The 23,895-nt window shown below is 65.4% G+C and carries 24 protein-coding genes; 11 read left to right on the top strand and 13 right to left on the bottom strand.

All coding sequences use genetic code 11. The features are described 5' to 3' along the window. Positions 1-13: 13 nt before the first annotated feature. Positions 14-1,495, top strand: a complete 1,482-nt coding sequence (gene hydA / locus FQV39_RS17105; RefSeq protein WP_149131383.1) for a dihydropyrimidinase — start codon at positions 14-16, stop codon at positions 1,493-1,495. A gap of 151 nt (positions 1,496-1,646) precedes the next feature. On the opposite strand, the gene FQV39_RS17110 is transcribed toward hydA, so the two are convergent. After that, positions 1,647-2,126, bottom strand: coding sequence for a hypothetical protein (locus FQV39_RS17110; RefSeq protein WP_149131384.1), 480 nt, complete (start codon positions 2,124-2,126; stop codon positions 1,647-1,649). A 96-nt stretch (positions 2,127-2,222) separates the two neighbouring features. Between FQV39_RS17110 and FQV39_RS17115 the strand changes: the two genes are divergently transcribed. From FQV39_RS17115 to fabI, 7 genes are all read left to right on the top strand, one after another. Then, a complete protein-coding gene (locus tag FQV39_RS17115) occupies positions 2,223-2,477 on the top strand; it encodes a hypothetical protein (protein ID WP_149131385.1) in 255 nt (84 codons plus the stop codon). A gap of 28 nt (positions 2,478-2,505) precedes the next feature. Beyond that, positions 2,506-2,769 carry a hypothetical protein gene (locus FQV39_RS17120; protein ID WP_149131386.1) on the top strand — a complete coding sequence of 88 codons (264 nt, stop codon included), beginning with the start codon at positions 2,506-2,508 and terminating at the stop codon, positions 2,767-2,769. A 48-nt stretch (positions 2,770-2,817) separates the two neighbouring features. Further along, positions 2,818-3,198 (top strand): SpoIIAA family protein, encoded by a 381-nt coding sequence (locus tag FQV39_RS17125; RefSeq protein ID WP_149131387.1) that lies wholly within the window; start codon positions 2,818-2,820, stop codon positions 3,196-3,198. Positions 3,199-3,472: 274 nt separating this feature from the next. Next, on the top strand, positions 3,473-5,677 hold the full coding sequence (locus FQV39_RS17130; RefSeq protein ID WP_149131388.1) for a DUF3141 domain-containing protein: 2,205 nt from the start codon (positions 3,473-3,475) through the stop codon (positions 5,675-5,677). A 2-nt stretch (positions 5,678-5,679) separates the two neighbouring features. Then, a complete protein-coding gene (locus tag FQV39_RS17135) occupies positions 5,680-6,657 on the top strand; it encodes a phosphate acetyltransferase (protein ID WP_149131389.1) in 978 nt (325 codons plus the stop codon). A 3-nt stretch (positions 6,658-6,660) separates the two neighbouring features. Then, a complete protein-coding gene (locus tag FQV39_RS17140) occupies positions 6,661-7,842 on the top strand; it encodes an acetate/propionate family kinase (RefSeq protein WP_149131390.1) in 1,182 nt (393 codons plus the stop codon). Positions 7,843-7,854: 12 nt separating this feature from the next. Then, on the top strand, positions 7,855-8,640 hold the full coding sequence (gene fabI / locus FQV39_RS17145) for an enoyl-ACP reductase FabI (protein WP_149131391.1): 786 nt from the start codon (positions 7,855-7,857) through the stop codon (positions 8,638-8,640). Positions 8,641-8,891: 251 nt separating this feature from the next. On the opposite strand, the gene FQV39_RS17150 is transcribed toward fabI, so the two are convergent. The 10 genes from FQV39_RS17150 to FQV39_RS17195 all read right to left on the bottom strand — a co-directional run bounded on the left by FQV39_RS17150 (position 8,892) and on the right by FQV39_RS17195 (position 18,295). Beyond that, on the bottom strand, positions 8,892-9,617 hold the full coding sequence (locus tag FQV39_RS17150) for an aspartate/glutamate racemase family protein (RefSeq protein ID WP_248313047.1): 726 nt from the start codon (positions 9,615-9,617) through the stop codon (positions 8,892-8,894). Next, positions 9,614-10,762 carry a saccharopine dehydrogenase family protein gene (locus tag FQV39_RS17155; RefSeq protein ID WP_149131392.1) on the bottom strand — a complete coding sequence of 383 codons (1,149 nt, stop codon included), beginning with the start codon at positions 10,760-10,762 and terminating at the stop codon, positions 9,614-9,616. Before FQV39_RS17155 ends, FQV39_RS17150 begins: the two co-directional genes overlap by 4 nt. Further along, complete coding sequence (locus tag FQV39_RS17160) at positions 10,755-11,534, bottom strand: amino acid ABC transporter ATP-binding protein (RefSeq protein ID WP_149131393.1); 780 nt, start codon at positions 11,532-11,534, stop codon at positions 10,755-10,757. Before FQV39_RS17160 ends, FQV39_RS17155 begins: the two co-directional genes overlap by 8 nt. Before the next feature lie 14 nt (positions 11,535-11,548). Further along, positions 11,549-12,211 carry an amino acid ABC transporter permease gene (locus FQV39_RS17165; protein ID WP_149131394.1) on the bottom strand — a complete coding sequence of 221 codons (663 nt, stop codon included), beginning with the start codon at positions 12,209-12,211 and terminating at the stop codon, positions 11,549-11,551. A 95-nt stretch (positions 12,212-12,306) separates the two neighbouring features. Next, positions 12,307-13,134: a transporter substrate-binding domain-containing protein gene (locus tag FQV39_RS17170; RefSeq protein WP_149131395.1), complete on the bottom strand. Its 828-nt coding sequence runs from the start codon at positions 13,132-13,134 to the stop codon at positions 12,307-12,309. 124 nt (positions 13,135-13,258) lie between these two features. Continuing rightward, positions 13,259-14,167, bottom strand: coding sequence for a 4-hydroxy-tetrahydrodipicolinate synthase (gene dapA / locus FQV39_RS17175; RefSeq protein ID WP_149131396.1), 909 nt, complete (start codon positions 14,165-14,167; stop codon positions 13,259-13,261). A gap of 20 nt (positions 14,168-14,187) precedes the next feature. Further along, a complete protein-coding gene (locus FQV39_RS17180) occupies positions 14,188-15,585 on the bottom strand; it encodes an aldehyde dehydrogenase family protein (RefSeq protein WP_149133895.1) in 1,398 nt (465 codons plus the stop codon). A 13-nt stretch (positions 15,586-15,598) separates the two neighbouring features. Next, complete coding sequence (locus FQV39_RS17185) at positions 15,599-16,885, bottom strand: FAD-dependent oxidoreductase (protein ID WP_149131397.1); 1,287 nt, start codon at positions 16,883-16,885, stop codon at positions 15,599-15,601. Next, a complete protein-coding gene (locus FQV39_RS17190; RefSeq protein WP_149131398.1) occupies positions 16,878-17,141 on the bottom strand; it encodes a 2Fe-2S iron-sulfur cluster-binding protein in 264 nt (87 codons plus the stop codon). The genes FQV39_RS17185 and FQV39_RS17190 overlap by 8 nt, the downstream gene beginning before the upstream one ends. Beyond that, on the bottom strand, positions 17,138-18,295 hold the full coding sequence (locus FQV39_RS17195; RefSeq protein WP_149131399.1) for an NAD(P)/FAD-dependent oxidoreductase: 1,158 nt from the start codon (positions 18,293-18,295) through the stop codon (positions 17,138-17,140). Before FQV39_RS17195 ends, FQV39_RS17190 begins: the two co-directional genes overlap by 4 nt. A gap of 158 nt (positions 18,296-18,453) precedes the next feature. Between FQV39_RS17195 and FQV39_RS17200 the strand changes: the two genes are divergently transcribed. Then, on the top strand, positions 18,454-19,416 hold the full coding sequence (locus FQV39_RS17200) for a LysR family transcriptional regulator (protein ID WP_149131400.1): 963 nt from the start codon (positions 18,454-18,456) through the stop codon (positions 19,414-19,416). 90 nt (positions 19,417-19,506) lie between these two features. On the opposite strand, the gene FQV39_RS17205 is transcribed toward FQV39_RS17200, so the two are convergent. Together FQV39_RS17205 and FQV39_RS17210 are read right to left on the bottom strand one after the other, a co-directional pair. Then, complete coding sequence (locus tag FQV39_RS17205; RefSeq protein ID WP_248313425.1) at positions 19,507-20,454, bottom strand: transglutaminase-like cysteine peptidase; 948 nt, start codon at positions 20,452-20,454, stop codon at positions 19,507-19,509. Between the two features lie 300 nt (positions 20,455-20,754). Beyond that, positions 20,755-21,564, bottom strand: coding sequence for a GGDEF domain-containing protein (locus tag FQV39_RS17210; protein ID WP_149131402.1), 810 nt, complete (start codon positions 21,562-21,564; stop codon positions 20,755-20,757). 210 nt (positions 21,565-21,774) lie between these two features. Here FQV39_RS17210 and FQV39_RS17215 point away from each other — a divergent pair, with 210 nt between their 5' ends. Together FQV39_RS17215 and FQV39_RS17220 are read left to right on the top strand one after the other, a co-directional pair. Beyond that, positions 21,775-23,130, top strand: a complete 1,356-nt coding sequence (locus FQV39_RS17215) for an HlyD family type I secretion periplasmic adaptor subunit (protein WP_248313048.1) — start codon at positions 21,775-21,777, stop codon at positions 23,128-23,130. Continuing rightward, entirely contained in the window at positions 23,130-23,729 is a 600-nt protein-coding gene (locus FQV39_RS17220) for a ribbon-helix-helix domain-containing protein (protein ID WP_149131403.1), read from the top strand. The genes FQV39_RS17215 and FQV39_RS17220 overlap by 1 nt, the downstream gene beginning before the upstream one ends. The last annotated feature ends 166 nt before the right edge of the window (positions 23,730-23,895 follow it).

Raw genomic sequence — 23,895 nt, forward strand, 5'->3', positions numbered from 1 at the left:
AGGACGAAAACAGATGACGGCGAACTACGATCTGGTCATTCGCGGCGGCACGGTCGGCTCCGCGACGGGCAACTTCCGCGCCGATGTCGCGGTCAAGGACGGCAAGGTCGCCGCGCTGGGCCAGGATCTCGCCGCAGGCACCCGCGAGATCGACGCCGGCGGCAAGCTCGTCCTGCCGGGCGGCATCGACACCCATGCCCATGTCGAGCAGGTCTCGGCCGGCGGGCTGCTCAATGCCGACAGCTTCGAGAGCGCCACGGCTTCGGCCGCCTTCGGCGGCAACACGACGCTGATCTCCTTCGCCGCGCAGCATCGCGGCCTCGATCTCAGGAAGGTCGTCGACGACTACGCCGCGCTGGCGCGGCGCGGCGCCATGATCGACTATGCCTTCCACCTCATTGTCGCCAATCCCGACAGCAAGACGATCGAACAGGATCTGCCGGCGCTGATCGGCGAAGGCCATGCCTCGATCAAGGTCTTCATGACCTATGACCTGATCAAGGTCGACGACGAGCCGCTGCTCGACCTGCTGCTGACCGCCCGGCAGAGCCGCGCCCTGGTCTGCGTCCATGCCGAGAACCACGGCATGATCTCCTGGATGGGCAAGAAGCTCGTCGAGAAGGGCTATGTCGCGCCGAAATACCACGCGATCAGCCATCCGCGCGGCTCGGAGGCCGAGGCCTTCAACCGGCTGATCACCGCGGCAGAACTGCTCGACCAGCCGATCATGATCTTCCACGTCTCGACCACTGAGGGGGCGCAGGTGATCCGCGATGCGCGCGGGCGCGGCCTCAAGGTCTTCGCCGAGACCTGCCCGCAATATCTCTTCCTGACCCGGCACGACCTCGATAAGCCGGGGCTGGAAGGCGCCAAATGGATGTGCTCGCCGCCGCCGCGCGAGCAGGCGGATCAGGACGCGCTCTGGCAGGCGCTGGCGCTTGGCGACATCCAGACGGTCTCATCGGACCACGCGCCCTATCGCTTCGACGAAACCGGCAAGCTAGCGGCCGGCCCGAACCCGAGCTTCAAGCAGATCGCCAACGGCCTGCCGGGCCTCGAAACGCGTCTGCCCCTGCTCTTCGACGCGCTGGTCTCGAAAGGCCGGCCGGAATTCGCCGGGCGTGGGCTCGAGGCCTTCGTCAACCTGACGGCAACCGCACCCGCCGCGATCTACAACCTGCCCGGCAAGGGCACCTTGCTACCCGGCTACGACGCCGACATCGCGATCTGGGACCCGCGCAGGGCGGTCACGATCACCGACGACGCGATGCATGATCGCACCGGCTTCACGCCCTTCGCCGGCCGCAGCGTCACCGGCTGGCCGGAGCGCGTTCTCGTCAGGGGCGAGGAGATCGTGGCCGACGGAGCCCTTCTCGCCAAACCCGGCTGCGGTCGCTGGCTCAGCCGCGAGGGCGGCTGGGCAACGGAGCCGACCGGGCGCCTTGTCGCCGACATGGATCCAAGCTCGAATTTCGGCGCCGTCATGCTCGACTGAAGCGCGGCATGTCGGCCGCTATTTTTGAACGGCCGGCAGTTCGAGCGGGAATGCGCGCGTCGGAATGCATGGCTCGGAGCGCGCCGGTTCAACCAGGGCACCGGCCGCATCCGTGTGCCGCGCACCCAGGCGGCGCAAGCGCGCGAGGCGTTCAATCGTTGACGCGCGTATCTCTTCGGCAGAACTGGACGACGTTTGAAGTCGCTCGAGCGCCATCAGCATAAACCGCCGCATCCAAAACGAGCTCGATGGCCTTTCGCAGACGCTCGTCTTCAGGATTTTTCGCGGAAACGCAAAGCAATGCGCATTTGAGAAAAATGACGCACTGGTCGTGATTTGGTTTGATGTGCTGCGTCATGTTCATGGCCTGCTCGAATGGCAGCGCTTCATGAGAGGCAGACGATTGAGCTTTGACCTCATAATGGCACCACGCGGTACACACTGTTTCAATTTGGGCCGGCATCGTCGTAGCAGACGATAGAAGCGCAAGGCTGGGGCCAACGCGTCGTGCAATTGGGGGAGGCGTGACATTCGCGCGGCCTCTCGCCGGGTCCGGCAAGCCGTTCAATGCATCAGCCGTTGAAGCATTGCCCTCAGGGACAATAGCGCGCCGCTCCGGTTTGGGCGCCATCTGACAATCCCCGATCGGCTGGTGCAGAAGCGCCGAGCCGGCTGGCGCGCTTCGCCAGGGTTTGCCTGAGTGAAAACTTGGTTGATGGAGGGGAAGATGAAGCTCCCGATCATGCTGGCGGCGATTGTTGCCGGGTTGACCGTAGCGGACACCAGCGAGGTTAGCGCGGTGGTCTACTGTCAATACGTCAATTACCCGGTCGGCTGCGTCGCAAGGCCCGGAGTCGTCTTGCGTCCTCGGCCGGTCGCGCGTGCCGTGGTGACGCCGGGCGTCGGTGCGCCGGGTGTCGGAGTCCGCCCGGGAACGCCGATGAATCGTGGCGGACCCGTCAACCGGGCGGGCCGGCGCTGAGATTCCCTGCCCATTGGAGGGCGTGCCGATGTGGGTGCTGATGTACGTCTTTTCCTATTCCGTCAGCCCGATCGCCACCAACGACCGGGCCGAATGGCGGCTCCTGCCGACAGTGGTCTTTCAGGAGTTCACGACTGAAGACCGTTGCCGGTCGGCAAAGTCGAAACTGGAAGACAGCTTGAAGGAAGCCGGCACCAAGCTGAAAAGCGCTCTCGATGAACTCCAGTTCGTGGGCAAGGTCGGCCCCAAGGACATCATCGTCGCCTACAATGTGGAGTGCCTTCCGAAGTAGAGCTTGCCGGCTGCTTGGCCATCAGTGTTGCGGCTCGGGAGAAAAGGAATGCTGCAGATCGATCTGCTCGGCAACGAGGGTATCGTCACCCTGGCGCCTCACGGACCTCTCGAGAAGGCGGACTTCGAACGGCTGTCCGGTATCGTCGATCCCTACATCGCCTCCAACGGCTCGCTTAAGGGCCTGATGGTCGATGCTGCTTCATTTCCGGGTTGGGAAAGCATCGGCGCCCTCTTCTCCCATCTGGAGTTTGTGATGGGCCACCATCGCAAGATCGAACGCGTTGCGGTCGTTTCAGACAGCGAACTTTTGAAGCTCGCTCCCCAAGTCGCCAAGCATTTTGTGGCGGCCGAGATCCAACAGTTTCCAGCAAATGAGAAAGCGCGCGCACTGGCTTGGCTGAAGGGAAGCTCGACCTCGGATCTTTAGCAAGCGATCGGTAATTTTCGACGACGATGTGGTTTGGCAGCACATTTCCCAAAGCAAGCTGTCCCTAAGGACAATACGCCGATGCCGCCCTTTGTGCTGGTGTGGGCGCACCTCGCAGTGGGGATGCGCGACCAAAACCGCAACCACACAGTGATGGGACATGCGCGCTGGGATACGAATCTGCGTCGATCTCTGCCGATCGTGTCTGGATCCCAGGATCTAACCCGGCTGTGTCGAACGCCCATTCGAAATTGAAGAAGCTTTGGAGTGCGCCATGGTCAAAGGCCCCGCGGATACCTTCGCTGACGCGCTCTCCTATGCAACGGATGCCGGGCAGCGTTTGGTATTGTTCCTCGACGCCCTCAGGCAACGGGGCCTCCAGTATGAGGAGCATCTGTCGCAGCTCGCTCCCCATGTCCTCGACTATGACGCCGAACTGATTTGCGACGGACGTCATCTCGCCCGACCGGTCAATTACGTCCTGGCGCGAATTGCACCGCCCCAGGGCCTGGTCATCGACGAGACGAAGCGCCCCTTTGTCATCGTCGATCCGCGTGCGGGCCACGGGCCGGGCATCGGCGGGTTCAAGGCGGATAGCGAGATCGGGGTGGCCATGAAGGCTGGGCATCCCTGCTACTTCGTCGGCTTCCTGCCCGACGCTGTCCCGGGGCAGACCATCGGGGATGTCGCGCTCGCCGAGGCCGTCTTTCTCGAAGCGGTCATCGCGCGCCATCCCGAGGCCGACGGCAAGCCATGCGTGATCGGGAATTGCCAGGCTGGCTGGGCCGTCATGATCCTCGCCGCGTTGAGGCCGGAGCTGTTCGGTCCGATCATCCTGGCAGGCTCGCCCCTGTCCTACTGGGCGGGTGTGAAAGGCCAGAACCCGATGCGATATTCCGGCGGCCTGCTGGGCGGGAGTTGGCTGACGGCCCTCACCAGCGACCTCGGCGCAGGGACCTTCGACGGCGCCTGGCTGGTCCAGAACTTCGAGAACCAGAACCCGGCCAACACGCTCTGGACCAAGCAGTACAACCTCTATTCGAAGATCGACACGGAGGTGGAGCGCTATCTCGGCTTCGAAAAATGGTGGGGCGGCCACGTCACGCTGAATGCCGAGGAGATTCAATTCATCGTCGATGAGCTCTTCATCGGCAACCGACTGGCCTGCGGCGAGGTCCGAACCTCCGATGGCACGGCAATCGATCTGCGCAACATTCGCTCGCCGATCGTCGTCTTCTGCTCGAAGGGCGACAACATCACCCCGCCTCAGCAAGCGCTCGACTGGATCCTCGATCTCTACAGCAGCGTCGACGAGATCCGCTCCTATGGGCAGACGATCGTCTACGCCATTCACGACAAGATCGGGCATCTCGGCATCTTCGTATCGGCCCGGGTGGCTCGTAAGGAGCACGACGAGTTCGCCTCCAACATCGACTTCATCGATGTCCTGCCGCCCGGCCTTTACGAAGCGGTCTTCGAACCGAAAACCGGAGCCGAGGCCAACCCGGATCTGGTGACCGGCGAATGGGTCATGCGCTGCGAGGCGCGGACCCTCGACGACATCCGCGCGCTGGGCGGGAACGACCTCGACGATGAGCGCCGCTTTGCCACCGCCGCCCGCGTATCGGAGATCAACCTGTCGCTCTACCGCGCGCTGGTTCAACCGTGGGTCAAGGCGACCGCCAACCCTGCCCTGGCGCAGGCGCTGCGGGCACTGCATCCGCTGCGCTTGCAATATGAGATGTTCGGCTCGCGGAATCCGTTTCTGTCCTGGCTTGAACTGGCGGTGCCCCAGGCCCGCCTGGAGCGCCAGCCAGTTGCCGACGACAACATCTTCCTCAAGGCGCAGGAAGCGGTCTCGACTCAAATCGTCAGCGCTCTCGATAACTGGCGCCAGATGGTCGAGCGAGTGTCCGAGCAGACGTTCCGCACCGTCTATGGCTCGCCATTGCTGCAATCGGCCGTGGGCATCGACGCGAGCTCGCAACGCCGGCCTCGAAGCGCCCCCAAGAGCAAACTGCACGCCGAGCTCCTGGCGAAGCGGATCGCGGAACTGCGCGGCGGCATGGCATCCGGCGAGTTGCTTCACGCCTGCGTGCGGGCGCTTCTCTATATCGGCATGGCGCGGGAAAGCGCCGACGAGCGCAGTTTCGAAGCGATCCGACGGTTGCGCAGGCAGGGCGAGCATGCCCGCCGCCTGACACTGAGCGAATTCAAGTCTCTGACCCGCGAACAGTTCTTCATGCTGCTGATCGATCAGGCCGAGGCGTTGCGGGCGCTTCCCGTCCTGTTGCCACCTGATCGCGAGGAGCGAACCGCTGCATTCAAGCTCATTGAGCAGGTGGCGACGGCGCGAGGTCCGCTTTCAGGGGAGGCCGCGGATCGGCTCGACGAGATCCGACGCCTCTTCGAGGTCGCTTCACCGGTGGGTTCGACCCCGCCCGGCAAGCTGCATATCGCCACGCGACGGAGGGCTTAAGGATGCGCTCCGCCAACGACAGCACCTTGGATGCAGGCCCTGTGCAAGCGGGCTCCAAATACGACAGGCTGATCGCGGCCGCCCGCAGCGATACGCCGGCGCTGACGGTCGTCGCTCACCCCTGCGACGCCACCTCCCTTCGAGGCGCACTCGAAGCGCGCGACGAGAGCCTGATCACGCCCATTCTCGTGGGGCCGCAGCACAGAATCCGTGAGGTCGCCAAGGCCGAGGGACTGGATCTCGAGGGCATCGAGGTCGTCGACGCGCCGCACAGCCACGCTTCCGCGGCCGAAGCCGTAAAGCTCATCCGGGAAGGGCGTGGCGAATTGCTGATGAAGGGCAGCCTCCATACCGACGAGCTAATGCGCGAGGTCACTGCTTCCGCTACGGGGTTGCGCACGGAGCGGCGCATCAGCCACGTCTTCATCATGGACGTACCAGGCCATGCCGAGACGCTCTTCATCACCGACGCCGCGATCAACATCTTCCCCGATGTCGACGCGAAGCGGGATATCATTCAGAACGCCGTCGATCTCTGGGCCGGAATTGGTCTCGGCGTTCCGCGCGTCGCGATCCTCTCGGCCGTCGAGACCGTGACGACCAAGATTCCCTCGACGATGGAGGCAGCGGCGCTGTGCAAGATGGCCGATCGTGGCCAGATCACCGGCGCGCTGGTCGACGGCCCACTCGCCTTCGACAACGCCATTTCGCCGGAAGCCGCTGCGATCAAAGGCATTGTCTCACCCGTCGCCGGGCATGCGCAGATCCTCGTCGTGCCCGATCTCGAGGCGGGCAACATGCTCGCCAAGAACCTGACCTTCCTCTCCCGCGCCGACGCGGCGGGCATCGTCCTGGGCGCGCGCGTGCCGATTATCCTGACATCGCGGGCCGATTCAGTCCGGACACGCTTGGCATCATGCGCGGTGGCCGCGCTCTATGCCGCCGCCCGGCGAGGAACCGCCTCCGTGGCGGCGGTCTAGGCCATGGATGCGATCCTTGTGGTGAACGCCGGCTCGTCGAGCCTCAAGTTTCAGATCTTCACCGTCTCCCAATCGAAATTGACGCGCCAGGTGCGGGGGCAGCTCGACGGCATCGGGCAGCGGCCGCGCCTGCGCGCCTCCGATGCCAAAGGCATGTCGCTGATCGATCAGACCTTCCAGCGCGAGGAGGTGCCGGACCTCCCCGCGGCGATCGACAGGACTCGAACCTGGCTGCGCAGCCTGGAGGGGTTCAGCCTGCTGGCGATCGGTCACCGCGTCGTGCATGGCGGACCCGACTATGCCGCTCCAACCATCATCGATCACGCGCTTCTCGACAGGCTGGCGACCTATGCCGAGCTGGCGCCGCTGCATCAGCCCAATAATCTGCTGCCGATCCGGCTCGCGATGGAGATCAATCCGGACGTGCCGCAGATCGCCTGCTTCGACACCGCCTTCCATCGCGACCACCCGGCGCTGGCCGATTGCTATGCCCTGCCTCTGGCGCTGCATCGCGAGGGCGTGAGGCGCTACGGCTTCCATGGGCTGTCCTATGAATATGTCGCCGGGCGCCTTCGCGAGATCGTTCCGCAGCTTGCCGCCGGGCGGGTGATCATCGCCCATCTCGGCAGCGGCGCCTCGATGTGCGCCCTGCTGAACGGACACAGCGTCGAGAGCACGATGGGGTTCACGGCGCTCGATGGGCTGCCGATGGGGACGCGCCCCGGGCAGCTCGACCCCGGGGTCGTCCTGCACCTGATCATGCAAAAGGGAATGTCGGCCGAGGCCGTTTCAAAGCTGCTCTATCACGAGGCCGGGCTCAAGGGATTGTCGGGCATCTCCAACGACATGCGTGATCTGCTCGCGAGCGACGACCCGCGCGCCGCCTTCGCGATCGATCACTTCGTCTATCGCTGCGCCCTCAATATCGGCGCGCTGACGGCGGCGCTCGGCGGGCTCGACGCCTTCGTCTTCACGGCGGGCATCGGAGAAAACGCCCCCGAGCTGCGGGAGCGCATCATTCACCGCATGGCGTGGCTGGGAGCGGAGCTCGATCCGGAGGCCAACGCAGCCGGTTCACCGCTGATCTCGACGCCTGCCAGCCGCGTCGGCCTCTACGTCGTTCCGACCGACGAGGAGCTGATGATAGCCGGCCACACCTTGAGACTGATCACTGCCACTCATTGAGCCGAGGCTGTCATGACCATTCCGACCGTGAAAGCAAAACTGCTGGAGGGCAAAAAGGGCCTGATCGTTGGCATCGCCAACGAGAATTCCATCGCGTGGGGCTGCGCCCGGGCTTTCCGCGCCTTCGGAGCCGAGCTGGCCGTGACCTACCTCAACGAGAAGGCGCGCCCCTATGTCGAGCCGCTCGCCCGGCAGCTGGAAGCCCCGATCGTCCTGCCGCTGGACGTCGCCGTGCCCGGGCAGATCGAGACAGTCTTCGCGCAGATCGCGGAGAGCTGGGGCGAACTCGACTTCGTCGTCCACTCCATCGCCTTCGCACCGCGCGACACGCTGGCCGGGCGCGTCGTCGATGCTCCGCTCGACGGCTTCCTGAAGACGATGGAGATCTCGTGCTGGTCGTTCATCCGCATGGCGCAGCTGGCGGAGCCGCTGATGAAGAACGGCGGCACGCTCTTCACCATGACCTATTACGGCTCGCAGATGGTGGTGGAGAACTACAACATCATGGGGGTGGCGAAGGCGGCCCTCGAATCCGCCGTCCGCTACATGGCCGCCGAACTGGGTCCGAAGGGAATCCGCGTGCACGCGATTTCGCCCGGCCCGCTGGCGACACGCGCCGCTTCGGGCATCCCCGAATTCGATTCCCTGCTAGAGAAGGCCAAGAGAAAGGCGCCTGCTCGCGAACTCGTCTCCATCGACGATGTCGGCGCCGCGACCGCCTTTCTCGCGCATGACGCGGCTCGGCTCATGACCGGCCAGGTCCTCTACATCGACGGGGGATATCACATCATCGACTGAGCTGGCGCTGGGCACGCCCGCGCCATGGCGAATACCGGCGGAGATGCCGTGGTGCAGCTCGCGCTAGCCCCGCATCGGTGACGAGGGCTTCGACCGCCTCGCGGCCTTAGATCGCCGCGCGTCCGATCGGACGCGATAACGGTGATCTATGTATTTGTTATCGCATCGGATCTTTCCGAAAAGTGGAATCCACTTTTCGGTCCGATGCTATAGCGCGAGGTGGAAAGCTGGGCCACCCTCCCGGTCTAATCTCAGCGGAAGCCCGGCGGCGATATCCCATGCCCGAACCACTCGACGAAGCCGATGATGTCGAAGACCGGCCGCCCCGTGGCGGCAGCAACCGCCGCCGAATGCGGCGGGAGATTCGTGCATTCGCACAGGATCGCGCCGACATTCGGGTGGCGGTCGACCAGCGCTCGGGCCGCGGCCACGACTTCCGCCTCGAGCTGCGCGACGTCGGACTCCCCGCCGCGATTGCCATAGACCTGGCGGAACAGGCTGTCCGGCGGCAGCCCCTCGATGGGAGTGTCGGGGCGCACCCCGACGGCGGCCAGATGGCGTGCCGTCAAGGCCTCCGCAGCGAAGGTGAGGATGCCGACCTGCTGCCCGGCAGGCAGCATCGCCTCGATCAGCGGCGCCTGCAGCAGGCTGCTCGTCGCGACAGGAACCGGCAAGGCGGCGGCCAGCTCCTTCTGAAGCAAGGCCAGAAAGCCGCAGCTCGTGGTGATGCCACGCACGCCGCAACCGACAAGATCGAGGGCGGCTGCAATGAAGGGCTTGAGGAACTCCTCCGGGCGACCGTGGACGATCGCTGCCGGATCGGCGCCGCGCACGACCCGGAACTGGACGGGGAACGACCAGGTTCGGCCGTTGCCGATATCGCCGGGCAGACGGCGAAAATGGGTGTCGAGCATCAGGACCCCGATGCTCAGGTCGGTCACGACCGCGCCCGTCCGTATCGAGCCAGAACCGTTCATGGAAGCGCTCCCTGCAAAACGCGCCCGGAGGCAGGTGCCGGCGTCTCGAAGAACCAGGCGAGGAACCGGTTTTCGCGCAGGAGGCTTAGCGGGATGTCCTCCTGCGCAAGGAGTCCTCTGCGGCCGATCTGCCCGAGGCGCAGCAGATCGAGCACCGCAGCGACGTGGGAGGCGGCGGTGCGCCGCATCGCCCCGATCGAGACATCGTCGATCCGCGTCGGCTCGACCTCGCGCAGGAAATGCTCGTGGCGCGCGCCTTCCGCGCCGCGAGACGCTGCGGTGATCGAGATCAGCAGGCGATCATCCGTGATCTCCGGCAGCGCGTTGAGGAAGAGATTGCGCAGCAGATAGACGCGTTCGCGCAGCTTGAGCTCGTCCAGCAGAAACGCCATCTGGTCGGCGTGCCCGGGGTAGCGGATCGTGTGCGAGATCAGGTTTCCGACCTTGCCAGCCAGGCACGCGCGAAGCGTCGTCGGGATGGCGCCGGAGACGAAGACCTCGTAGTCGCGCTCTCCGAGGTGCAAGGGGCTGCAGCGCGACAGCGGCGCCAGCTCGGCTTCGCGACCGTCGATGAGAGCAAGCGAGGCGCGCGTGTACTCGCGCAGCGTGGCGTCGACATCCCAGACCAGCCCGTAGCCGAGGCGGCCGGCGAGCGTTTGCGGCAAAGCGCCAATGCGAACGTCGATATCCGGCAGGCCAGGGCAGCGCGCGGCGAGATCGAGCACGAGGCCCGAGACGAGCCCCGGCGAGATGCCGCATTGCGCGATGAAGCAGCCGGCCGCGGCGCTGGCCTCACGCTGGACCGCTTCGAGCGCGGCCCCGTCATCGCCCAGGTCGAGGTAGTGGCTGCCGCTGCGCCGGGCCGCCGCGGCCACCATGGGCGTGGCCGATGACGGCAAGGCCGCGACGACGGCGTCTGCTCCAGCCAGCACCCGGTCGAGCTCCGCCACATTGCCCGGATCAGCCTCCGTCAACGGCAGCGCGAGGTCCTTGGCCCTTCTGCGGCCGGGCTCGGTCGGGTCGGCGAGCAGGAACGTGAACTCCGGCTTCTCGCGCAGGAGCAGCGCCAGGGCGATGCCGATCCGGCCGGCGCCGACGATGACGACCCTGAAGGGCCGAGCGTTGTTTCCCTGCCGATCAGCCATGGAAGCGCGCGAGGAAGGTTTTGAGACGCTCGTTGTCCGGGTTGTGCAGGATGCGGTCCGGGCTGCCCTGCTCGGCGATGCGCCCGCCTTCCATGAAGACGACCCGATCGGAGACACCGGCGGCAAACGAGATCTCATGCGTGACGAGGACCATCGTCATGCCCTGTTCCGCGAGGTTGCGCACCACGCCCAGGACCTCTCCGACGAGCTCCGGATCGAGCGCGCTGGTGATCTCGTCGAGCAACAGCGCGTCCGGCTGCATGGCGAGCGCCCTGGCGATGGCCACGCGCTGCTTCTGTCCGCCCGAGAGCTGATCCGGCCGCGCGTCGCGCTTCTCGGCCAGGCCGACCTTCGCGATGTAGTCCATCGCGATATCGACGGCCTCGGCCCGCGGCTTGCGCTGGACGGTCACGGGCCCTTCGATCACGTTCTCCAGCACGCTCATGTGCGGGAACAGATTGAAGTGCTGGAACACCATGCCGACATGGCGCCGCAATTCACCGAGGCCGAGAAGCTGGTCCGTGCCGCGGAACTTCGGGCCGACGCGGCGGCCGCGGAAAACGATCTCCCCGCCGTCCGGCACTTCGAGCATGTTCATGCAGCGAATGAAGGTCGATTTGCCGGAGCCCGAGGGCCCGATGATCGAGACGACTTCACCGCTCGTCAGGGAGAGATCGATGCCGTGAAGGACGGGAAGCGTGCCGAAGCGCTTGGTGATGCCGCGAGCTTCGAGAACGGTGTCGCGGGCGCCGGATGGGGAAACGGACGTCATGGAATGGCCCTCGCTCAATAGCTGCCGCGCGTCCGGCTCTCGACGATGTCGGCGAACTTCGTGATCGGGAACAGGATGGCGAAGTAGAGCACCGCGAGGACGGTGTAGGATTCCAGCGGGCGGTAGGTCTGCCCGTTGACGATGCTGGCCATGTAGGTGAGCTCGGCCACGGAGATCACCGAGATCAGCGAGGTGTTCTTGAACTGCGTCACCGACTGGTTGATGAAGGCCGGCATCATCCGGCGGATCGCCTGCGGCAGCACGATGCGCCGCATCACCTGCCAACCGGACATGCCGATGGCGGCGCCGGCCTCGGACTGCCCCTTGTCGATCGAGACGATGCCGCCGCGAAAGACTTCGGCATAGAAGGCGGCGGCATAGAGCGAAAGCGTGATCAGCGCCGCCGCCCAGTTGGCGAGATCAAAGCCGAGCAGCAGCGGCAGGGCGTAGTAGATCCACAAGAGCTGCACGAGCAGCGGCGTGCAGCGGAACAGCTCCTGGAAGCCCTGCGCCAGCCAGCTCAGCGGCCCGATACCGGAAAGCCGCGCGAAGCACAGGAGCAGCCCGAGGACCAGCCCGATGGCGATGGAGGCCACCGTGTAGACGATGGTGATCCACGCGCCCCAGAGAAACAGGTCGCTCGCCTGGAGGATCGGGGCGAAGCTCCACGTGTACATGTCATGCCAGCCTTTCGTGAAAGCGGCCCTTGAGCAGGATGCGAAAAGGCGGGAGCCAGTTTTCGCGAATGTCCTGCTCCAGGGCTGCTCCTGCCTTAACCACCGAAGCCGAAGCCCTCGGGCATGTCGTCGAGCGTGATGCCGAAGGGCGCCAGGCTCTTCACGATCCAGGTCTGGTTGTTGCCGATGCGGCGGTTGTATTCGGCCCAGGCCGAGATGAAGGCGCGCGACTTCTCGTCGGCCTTCCAGTTCATCGCGACCACGGACGGCGTGGATAGAACCGGGGACGGGACCATCACCTTGCCGACACCGCTCGCCTTCTTGCTCATGACGAGGCCGTTCAGCATGGTGTTGACGAGACCGTCGGCCTTGCCGCTGACCACCGCCACGATCGCCTCGTCGCGGGACTTGAAGCGCAGCATCTTGGCCTTGGGTAGATATTGTTGGGCGATCAGGTCCTGCGACGAGCCGAGATCGACCGCGAAGGTGTATTTCGGGTCGTTGAGCTCGGCCCAGCTCAGCTTCGAGAGCTCCGCCTTGGGCGAGACGATGACGAAGCTGTTGAAATAGGTCGGGTTCGAGAAGGCGACCGAAAGGGAGCGCTGCGGCGTCGCCGTGACGCCGAGCGCGAGATCGACCTTGCCGCTCTGCACGTCGAGGATGGCGTTCGGCCAGCTCGACTCGACAACCTCCAGCTTGACACCGAGGGTGCTGGCGATGTCGCGGGCCATCTCGATGGCGAAGCCGCGCCATTCGCCGGAGCGCGGGTCCTTGTTGAAGTAGGGGTCCTCGTTGATGATCCCCGGGATGCGCAAGACGCCGCGCGAGCGGATGGTGTCGATGGTGTCCTCGGCCCGGGCCGAGGCTTGAAGCGCCAGCAATCCCAGGCCGGCTGCGCAGATGGCGCGAATGATCGATTTCATGAGCTTTCCACTCCGTTCCCTTGCCGATGTTTTTCGGTCTTGCGCTGGTGGTTAGGACAACCAGAGCCTAGGCGACGCACTTGCGCGGACAATGCGAGAGTAGGGCGTCGTCCTACCGGTTTTCTTATATGTTCGCCCGGCTCTCGAAGGATTGCAGGCTTGCTTCCAGTGCCTTGCGGCTCTCTGGGCGCAGCGGTGCAAGCGGTGCACGCAGTTCCGGGCCGATGAGGCCGGCTCGCGCGAGCGCCGTCTTCACCGGCACCGGATTGCTCTCGATGAAGAGGTGGCCGACGAGGTCGAACAGGACCTCGTGGATGCGGCGCGCCTCGCGCGGGTCTCCGGCGTACCAGGCCCGGCACAAAGCGACGACCTCCGCGGGCAGCAGGTTCGAGGCGACGCTCGTCACGCCATCGGCGCCGAGCGCGAGGAAGGGCAAGGTCAGGCCGTCATCGCCGGAATGGATGACGAAGTCTGCGCCGAGCGCCAGCCGCAGCTCCGTGATGCGCTCGGCCTTGCCGCCGGCCTCCTTGATGCCGACGATGTTGGAATGAGCCGCCGCAAGCCGCGCGGCCGTCGCCGGCGCGATCTCGACGCCGGTGCGTCCCGGCACGCTGTAGAGCATGATCGGCAGGTTCACGGCGCTGGCGATGGCGGAGAAGTGGTCGAACAGCCCGTCCTGCGAGGGCTTATTGTAATAGGGCGTCACGAGCAGGAGGCCATCGGCGCCCGCCGCCTCGGCGCGCTCTGCCTTGCCGACGGCGAGCCGCGTCGCGTTCGAGCCGGCGCCGGCCATGACGAAGGCCCGTCCGGCCGCGGCCTTCACCGTGGTTCGGATGACCGCATCGGCCTCATCCTCGCTCAGCGTCGCCGCCTCGCCCGTCGTGCCGACCGGGACGAGCCCGGCGACGCCCGCCGCGATCTGCGCGGCGATCAGCTTCTCGAGGGCAGGCCCGTCGACCGCCCCGTCGCGGAACGGCGTGACCAGGGCTGTGAAGACGCCGGTCAGGCGCCGGCGCAGTTCGGGATCGATCATCAGATTGGCTCCTTGCATCGTCAGTCGATGACGACCTTGATTTCGCTCATTTCGCGCAGGGTCATGTGGATGCCTTCGCGGCCGAGCCCGCTCGACTTGATGCCGCCGAAAGGCACGTTCTCGGCGCGGAAGTCCGGCCCCTCGTTGACCATGACGCCGCCGACCCGGAGCCGGCGCGCGACCCGCTTCACGAGCGCATGGTCGTTGGTGAAGAGCCCGGCCTGCAGCCCGTAGGCGCCGCTATTGATCTCGGAGATCACCGCGTCGGGATCGTCGAAGCGGCGCACTGCGAGCACCGGCCCGAAGGTCTCGGAACGAACGAGTTCCGTCTGCGCCGGAACGGCGTCGAGCAAGGTGGGCGCGAACAGCGTGCCGCGGCGGCTGCCGCCGGCGACGATCCGGGCACCGTCGGCTACGGCGAGTTTCACGCGCCGCTCGACCTCGGCTGCGGCCGGCTCGTCGATGACGGTGCCCATGACGGTCGCGGCATCGGCCGGATTGCCGGTCGTGACCTCTGCGACCCGCGCCGCGATGCGCTCGATCATCGTCTTGCGAATGGCGTCGTGCAGATAGAGGCGCTTCACGGCGGCGCAGCTCTGGCCGGCGATCTCGAAGCGGTGCGCTATCGCGACTTCGGCGGCGCGGTCGAGATCCGCGTCGGGCATGACGATCAGCGGGTCATTGCCGCCGAGCTCCATCAGGCAGCGGACGAGGCCGGAGGCGTTCTTCAGCGCCAATCCCGCCGCGGGCCCGCCGGTGAAGCTGAGCAGGTCGATATCGCCGCTCGCGATCATCGCCGCGACATCGGCACCGCCATGGACGATGCCGAACAGGCCGGCGGGGAAACCGACTTCCTCGGCCAGCTCCGCCAGGCGTTGCGCAGCAAGCGGCGCCTTCGGCGACGGTTTCGCCACGACGGCGTTGCCGGCCGCGATCGCGGGGCCGAGCTTGTGGCAGAGCAGGTTGAGCGGATAGTTGAACGGCGTGATCGCGCCGAGGACCCCGGCAGGCTCGTGAGTGATCACCGCCTGCTTGTCCGGTGCGGCCGGCACGATGGCGGTGGGCAGAACCTCGCCATGCAGCACGGTGACGGCGTCGCCGCTGAGCCGTAGCGTATTGCGGGCGCGACGGACCTCGTTGCGGGCCTCGGCAATCGTCTTGCCAACCTCGGCGCAGATCGTCCGAGCGATCGCTTCGGCCTCGTCCCCGAGACGGTCGGAGAGACGATGAAGCAGCTCCTTGCGCTCGGCGGGCGTGGTGAAGCGGAAGGCGGACCAGGCCTTGCGCGCCCGGCGCAGCGCCTCGGCCACCGTGACCTCGTCGGCCTGGCGGACCTTGCCGACGAGAGATCCGTCGAACGGATTGGTGACCTCGACCATTGAGGCGGCGGCAGCCCGGGCGGGCTTGGCGAGGGACATGGTCACGGTACGATCACTCCGTTTCATCGGTGGTCAGGCGGGCGAGCGCTGCGACCGAAACCGGTCGCAAGGGCCAGCGCGGGGGAGTTGCGGCCGGCAATGGCCGGCCTCGCAGGGCGGCGATCATCGGGCCGCAGAAGCGCCCCTGGCAGGCGCCGAGGCCGAAGCGGCCCATCAGCCGGATCTCGCGGGACGAAGCGTCGTCGGCCAGCGCCGCCAGATCGGCATAGCTGCGCCCTTCGCAGCGGCAGATCAGCGTTTCGGGCGCCGGCAGGATCGGCTCGCTATGGAGAGCCCGTGCGAGAGTGGCTTGGAAGTCGCGGGCCCGCTGCAGGCCGCGCTCATCCGACGACGCGCCTGTGCCTGCAAGCCCAAGCCGGGCGAGCAGTTGCATCGCGGCGCGTCGACCGTCGAGCAACGCGGCATCGGCGCCGAGGGCCTCCCGCCCGTCTCCCGCGAGCAGGATCGGCACGGCCGCATCGGGGTCCGGCAGCGGAATTCCCGTCCGGTTCGGCTCGATACCCTCGTGGATCAGCAGATGCCGCACGCGTAGGACTCGACTCGCCTCGCCGATGCGGATGCCGACCTTGAGCCCGGCGCCATCCGGCTCGGCCTGTGTCACGAAGGCTCCGCAGCAGTAAGGCACGCGGCTCGAGACAAGCGCCGCCGCATAGGCTGCGGCCTCAGCCATCGGCGCCCATGACAGGGCGAGACGAGCCAGCGCCTCCGGGGCTCGCCACGGCCGGCCACGCTCCAGCAGGGCGACCGGCGGATTGCCGGCCTTGGCGAGCTGGGCCGACAAGGCCGGCAGCAACGGCCCGCTGCCGGCCACCAGGATCGGGCCTTCCGGAGGGCGGCCGGTTTCCTTGAGCAGCACCTGCGCGCCACCGGCCGTCATGACGCCGGGCAGCTCCCAGCCCGGGAAGGGGCGGATCGTCTCGACGGCGCCGACCGCGATGATCGCGGCCCGGGGCCGGCGCGCGAAGACGCGGCCGGCGCAACGATCGTCGAACAGGAAGCGGCCTTCGCCATCGACGCCGAGGAAGACGGTCTGCGTCCGGGTCTCGATCCGGTCGGCAGAGGCCTGGAGCCGCGCCGTCAGCTCAGTCCAGTTGCGGCGGTGCCGCGCGGGCTGCCAGACATGGCTTTCGTTGCCGGCTACCGGCTGGCGATGGATGGCGCCGCCGAGCCGGTCGCGCTGCTCGATCAGGAGGACCGGCAGACCCGCTTCCGCGATGCTCGCGGCTGCGCTCGCGCCGGCCGGGCCGCCGCCCACGACGATGACAGGGGTCTCACGCATGGTCGGTTCCGATCGCGGGCAGCGGGCCGAGCCGGAGACCTTCGCTCGCCGGCGTCAGGCAGGCTTCGACCGGTGCTGCCCCCGCGACAGCGACGACGCAGCCCTGGCAGGCGCCGATCCCGCAGAACACGCGCCCGCTCGGCGCATCGCTGGGCCGGCCGAGACCGGCAATGCCGGCCCTGAGCAGCGCTGCGGCGATCGTCTCGCCCGGCTGAAAAGCCACCGGTTCGCCGTTCCAGAAGAAATGGCGGGTCATGCGTGGGCCTCGACGCGAGCGAAGCGTTGCGGCGACAGCGCGGACAAGTCGGTTTCCGGCTTCTCACCGAGCAGCAGGCGGGCAGCACTGGCGCCCATGAACGGGCCGAGGCAGATGCCGTCACCTTCGAAGCCCGTCGCGATGACGACGCCCTCGCGATGTGGGTGCAGGCCAACGATCGGCAGGCCGTCGCGGGAAGCGGTCCTCACCCCGGCGAAGCTGCGCAGGACGCGGCGGCCGGAGAGCGGCGGGTAGAGATCAAGCGCATCACGCAGAATCGCCGCAACGGTCGCGGCATCGGTGGCGTGGTCGCTGCGATGGTCTTCGCGGCTGCCGCCGATCAGGAACTGGCCCGTCATCAGCGGGTCGACCACCAGGCCGATATGGGCGTTGTCGCGAACGATGCCGCGCTTCGCGGCGAGATAGGAAGCCGCCATCAGATGGCCGTCGATCGCAGGGCCTGCGGCGCTGGAACGGTCGGTGACGACCATCTGCCCCTTGCGCGGGATCAGGATCTCGCCGAGGCCGAGCAGCGCGGCCGAGCCGATGCCCGCGGCGACGAGCACCGCGTCGGCCGCGAGCAGCTCGTCCCGGATCGCGACCCCCGCGAGGCGCCCGGCCCGCATGACGATCTCGGACACGGGCGCATTGCGGCGGATGCCGACGCGGCTCGTCCGCAGGAGGCGCTCGGTGATCTCGTAGCCCAGCGCATGCCCGTCGTCGGGAATTTCGAGCGCTGCGCAGACACTGGCACCCAGGCCCGGAATGCGATCCAGCAACGCCGTGCGGCTGATCTCGACGACGCGCTCGCCCGCCGCCGCAAGGTCGGCGCCGTGCTGGGCGACGAGCTCGGCCTCGATCGCAGTGCGTGCGACGAGGAAGGTCGAGCGGCGGTGGAACAGGCCACGAAACAGACCGTCCCGCTCGCAGCGGGCGTAGAAGGCACGGGCGTGGCGAGCGAGATCCATCATCGGGCCGGGACGCTTGCTGGCGACCGAAACCGCCCCGTCCGAGGCGCCGGTCGCGCCTGCCGCCGGCCCGGAAGCATCGAGCAGCGTCACCCGTGCGCCCGCGGCAGCCAGGAAATGGGCGGCGGCTGCGCCCACGATCCCGGTGCCGACCACGGCGACGTGAATGGATGAAGAGGAGGCCATGCCGAAGCGGTTCGTCCCGTATAGCGATGGCGAGAACCTCGTTGGCTTCACCCGTCGGGTCGATGCAAATGATCCGCTTCGACTTGCCTCATTGTTTGCAAGTGGCGGAAGGCGAGCTGTTGTAGGAAGGGAAGACGGGCCGGCCGGCGGAAGGGACCATGCGCGAAGCCAATCTGACGCTCATCCAGACATTCTTCATCGTCGCACGCGACGGCTCCTACTCCGCCGCGGCGCGCAAGCTCGGCATGAGCTACCAATCGGCCGCCAACCATGTGCGGCGGCTTGAGCAATTGCTGGCCGAGCGGCTGGTCGTCTCCGAGCAGGGCGCCAAGACAGTGACCCTGACGCCACGCGGACGCAGCCTCTACAAGCTATTGCTGCCGGAGCTCGATACCGTGCTGACCCGGCTCGACCGCACGCTCCAGAAAGAGCGGCCGGTGCTGCGCATCGGGCTGCCGCAGGCGATCTTCTTCTATCTGATGCCGCCGATCCTGGCGCAGTTCCGCGCGCTTTTCCCGCAGGTCGAGATCATCGCCTTCGAACGCGATACCGCCCTGCCGGAGATGATCCGGGACGGCAGCCTCGACCTGTGCATCACCGAGCGCTATTTCGGCGACCCCAATGTGCCGCAGCACCTCGTCTGCACCTATCGGCCGGCGCTTGTTCTGCCGCGCGAATGGGGGCTGCCGCCGCGCGGGGAGATCAGGCAATGGGTCCAGGGGCGCCCCTTCGTGACCTATGAGCCCGGCCAGCTTCTGCGTAACCTCGCCATCGATTATCTGCAGCCGGACGACACCGAGATGGAGATGGAGATCGCGATCTCGACATCGGGCAGCTCGAGCGTGAAGCGCTGCGTCGAAGCCGGCCTCGGCTACGCGATCATTCCCGCCTGGTGCATGGACGGCACGGAAACCACGATCACCGCGATCGATTTGCCGGAGCTGCCTGAAATTCCGATTTATTTTGGCGAAGCCAGCTTCCTGGCGCGCAACCCGTACGTTGTCGCACTCCGGCAACTTTGTGTGGGTTTCACCTCCGCGATGGGGCAAAGGCCGCATCAGGCCGAGCCTCACGACGTGTTGCCATCCGTCTCACCGAATAGGCATTCCGACTCTCGGTGATCGAAGTGCCGCCTCGCGAGAGGGCTGCCTGCTCCCTTCGATACCGAATTCCGAATACGAAGGACTCGTCGGGGTTCTAAGCCGCACCGCCTATGAGCGGCTATTCCTCTTGACGCCATGAATTTGTGTCGACTGCTCAACAAACGACAGCAGAGGCACATAATCTTTTACGTCGTAATCGTTGCGCACGTCAGATTTGATATTGTCGAGCACGAGCTGTCCGGCCGTTGTGTTGACCACCAAGATCGCGTGATCCTGACCAGTCGCCGGGATTTTGACGAGCTGAAGCCGGATCTGGGAAGGATCGAAGCCAGCGGCGAGCAGCATCCACATTTTCAGAATGGCGTAGCCTTTGCAGTCGCCGGTACCGCGCTGCAGAATTTCCGACGCTGCTGCCCAGTAGTCCGGGACACCATAGGTATCCAGGTCGGTGCGATACTTCAGCCGGGCGTTGACCGCCGAATTGATCGATCGGACGGCTTCCTGCTCATCCTGCCGCTGAGCAATCGCGACGGCATCGAACAACTGACCGCGCAGCTTGGATGCGCAGACCACCCGTTCAGCGTTGCAGCTGCTGCCAAAATACGAATCCGCCCGCTCTGCCACAGCCGTCCGCCAGCGCTGCGTCAGGGGAGCACTCGAAATCGCGAGAGTAACGGAGCCCAAAACCTCGCCCCGCACAGGAGGCATGCTTCGAGGCTGCACGGCCGGGGAACTGGCGAGGCGCTTCCAGTATTCGGTTGCCGTGATCGGCGCTTCTTTCGCGTCCGCCGCAGACGGAAGAAAGACCGGTCGGAACGCAGAAACGGCGAGCTGAGAACTGGAAACGACCGCGTTCGTCGCCCGCGACATCGAAGCGGGTAGCTCAATCGCGATTTCGCCGAAACGCGATGTGGCGACGAAGAACGGAAGATTGGCCTGGAGCTGAAGATCTTGCTTCCGCTGCTCTGGCAGAATGTTGGCGAAGGCGACGGTGGACAGGAACGCTGTCGCGACAGGCGTAATCGCCAGACAGCTTCTGATCAGGTTCTTCAGCACTTTGGCCAACCGGCTCATCATTTCACCTCTGTATGAGGTCGATGATGCGCAGGCGGGTCGTTGGATCGGCTGAATTAATCAGCTAAAATCTTACGGTACTTCGATAAACTGAAATACAGATATCGACGATCAAAGCTATCCGATCGAATTCGATTAAAATTTTCGGGGAAATTATCGTTTTGTTTTCTATCCCGAGAGGGCTTCTCTGAATGACTTGCGGCCGCGATGTGGCGCGGCCGCAAATAGTCTTCGATGCGCTGTCAGTCTCTCGCCGATGGAGGCGTCAGCCGATGTCGGCCTTCAGGTGTTCTGGTGATCCGAAACTTCGGCGCTTCGGGCGCGCGTCAGCAGCTCATCGAAATTTGTTTCGTCGGCTTTCCGCTCCACGGCCACGACCGGGATATCCGGCATGCTCTGTCCGAGCAGGAGCGGTGGCCGCGCGAGGACCGCATTCCTGAGACGATGGGCGATGCTGGTCGCGGTCGGCGCAGGGGCGCCAAGCAAGAGCACGCCGAACTCCGAGGGAGAGACGCGTGCCACGACATCGTAAGGCCGAACGAAGCTCTTCAGAGTGTCGGCAACGTGCAATTCCAGAGCCTCAGCGGTATTCCCGTCATCGCGGGTCGCGAGTTCGTTGTAGCCCTCGATCTTCAACAGGATGAGGGAGAGCGCGCTGCCCTCGCGCTGGGCCCGGCTGAATTCCTGCATCGCCCTGATTTGCAGCCATCTCCGGTTTCCAAGGCCAGTAACCGGATCGACGTCCTGCAGGCGCTCGACCTCGAGGCGATATTTGCCGATCTCTTCCCGCGCCTTCCGGGCGTCATCGAGCAGGTCGCCGTCTCGGTCGCCCTCTCCGAGCATCCGGCTCGCAGTCTCGATCTGGCGCAGCAACTGACCGATGGTCCTGGCCGTACCAGCCAGAGCGACAGCCGCGGCTGCGCCCAATCCGAGCGGCACCCACGCCGGCAGCGCGGTGCCCATGCCCATAGCCAGGCCCGACGACACGACGATGGCCGCGATGCTGCCTGCGAGCGCGGAGCCCCAGGCCTTCAGACCGCCCGCTCCATGGCGTGCATAGCCTTTGGCAGGCTCTTGAGGAGAGGTCGTCATTCGTGTCCCTCGAAGCGGGTTCCGTTCACGCCCTTTAACAACAGGACACCTAGCTAATTCCCTTCAATATCCCATAAATTTATCGAACGAGAAGCTGTTTACGTTAAATTTTCATGTCATCGACCCAGTTGCTCGTCTTGCCGTCGTCTTTATGATAGTTGCGGCAAGGCAGGATGCTTGAGGCGGCTATCGCGCGGGAGCGCTACCCTGGTGACGTCGATCATTGGCCGGGAGCGGCTGCGTTCCATTTCCTGGTTTCGCGGCAAACCCGAAAAGCAGGCCTTTCGCAGGGGCGACCGACCGCCGCGGCTGGCCTCGCAGGCAATCAGGCTGATCGGCGCTTTTTTGATTGCGGGGCTCGTCTGGGCCAATTTTTCCCGCGTCGAGGAAATCACGCGCGGTTCCGGACGCGTAATCCCGTCAGCACGCACCCAGGTCGTTCAAAGCGCCGAGGCCGGGGTCGTGCGCGATATCTTCGTGCGGCAGGGCCAGCGGGTCACGCAAGGCGAACTCATCATTCGGCTGGATGACACGCCAAATGCCGCCAAGGCCGGCGAGGCAGAGGCACAGGGCCGCGCGCTGCGCGCCCAGATTGCGCGTCTGGAAATGGAGATCGCAGGTCCGGATACGCCTTTTGATTGCCCGAAGGACATCCAAGAGGTCGCGCCTGCCATCTGCCAGAATGAACAGAAGCTGCTCGCTGCGCGGCAGGAAAATGTCAAAGCGCGTATCGAAAGCTTCAGGGAGAGGCTCGAGCAACGCAAACGAGAGCTGGGAGAGGTCACCGCGCAGACCCAGCGGTTCACTGAATCACTCGTTCTTGCCGAAAAGGAGCTCTCGATCATCGCCCCAATGGCGAGCAGAAATCTCGTTTCTCAGCTCGAACTCATTCGTACGCAGCGGCAGGTGGTCGAGCTGAAAGGGCAATTGAGCACAGCCAAGGAAACGACCGCGAAGCTCGAGGCCGCGTTGCGCGAAGCGAATCTGCTGCTCACCGAGCAGATCTCCCAATTCCGGCGCGAGGCCCTGGCCGAACTGACGGCCCGCCGGGCGGAATGGTCGGTTGTTCAGGAAACGCTGCGGGGCGCCGAGGAGCGTGTCCGCCGCACCGATGTCCGCTCGCCGGTCGATGGCGTCGTGAATTCTCTCGCGGTGAATACGGTCGGCGCTTACGTGAACCCCGGAGAGCGGCTGCTCGACATCGTGCCCTCCGATGGAAAGCTGTTGATCGAGGCGAGGGTCAAGCCCTCCGACATCGCTTTCATCGCCGCTGGGCAAAAGGCGCTGATCAAAATCTCCGCCTATGATTTCTATCAGTATGGCGGCTTGAACGGCGTGGTCGAACAGGTGTCGGCCGACAGCATCTACGATTCCAACTCCAAGGAGACCTTCTACGTGGTTCTCGTCCGGGGTGACGAGACCACGTTGAAAATGGGGAAGGGAGTCCACTCGATCATCCCGGGCATGACGGCCGATGTGGACATCATTACTGGCGACAAGTCGATTCTGGCCTACCTGCTCAAGCCGATCAATCGCGCCAGGCATGAAGCGCTGACCGAGCGCTGATGGAACAGGTCGAGGACGAAGCCGACCTGCGCTCCGTCAAGGAACCGCGTCTACGGCTGTTGACGATCTCCGGGCGTCGGCGAGCATTCAAGCTCGAACCGTCGTTCTGGCGGGCGCTGGAACATATGGCGGACCAGCAGCGCGAGCGGCTGTCGACGCTGGTCGCCCGGCTCATCGCGAAAGACGGCGGCAATGCCACCGCGCGGCTGCGGGTGGCTGCGATCGAATGGTACATGCGGGAAGCGCAAGCCGGCCAGCCGAGAAATCTGAAGGGACGCTGGCAACGGATCATCGATCTGATGATCGAGCCGGCCTTCATCATCAATCAGCACAAGCAGATCCTGCTCTTCAACGGACCGATGCATACGCTCGTCGCCAGCACGGGCGTCCAGTCCCAGCTCCGGCTCGGGCTCGCGGCAGAAATTGGCCGGGTGCTCGCACTCTTCGAGGAAAACGAACAGCGGATCCTGTCGATTCCCGGTTCGCTGGATGCAGAACACCATTCGCTCAAGGCAACGGTCAGAGTAACGCTGCTGGAGCGGACGCGTGGGCAGGCTCTTCTTCTTTGCGCGTTGCGGCCAACTCCACCCGCGCCATAGGCGGGCTGCTCTTGAGCGGCTTCGCTTCTGGCTCCTATACGGCTCGACGCCTCGATCACCCGATAATGCCGTAAAGTCAGAGGATCTATTACGTCGCCTGTTAAGCATTCAGCAATTATTTGAAGTCCTGATATACGCCAATATAACGCCACTCTTGTCCGAGAAC

The organism is Bosea sp. F3-2, assembly GCF_008253865.1.
Taxonomy (GTDB): domain Bacteria; phylum Pseudomonadota; class Alphaproteobacteria; order Rhizobiales; family Beijerinckiaceae; genus Allobosea.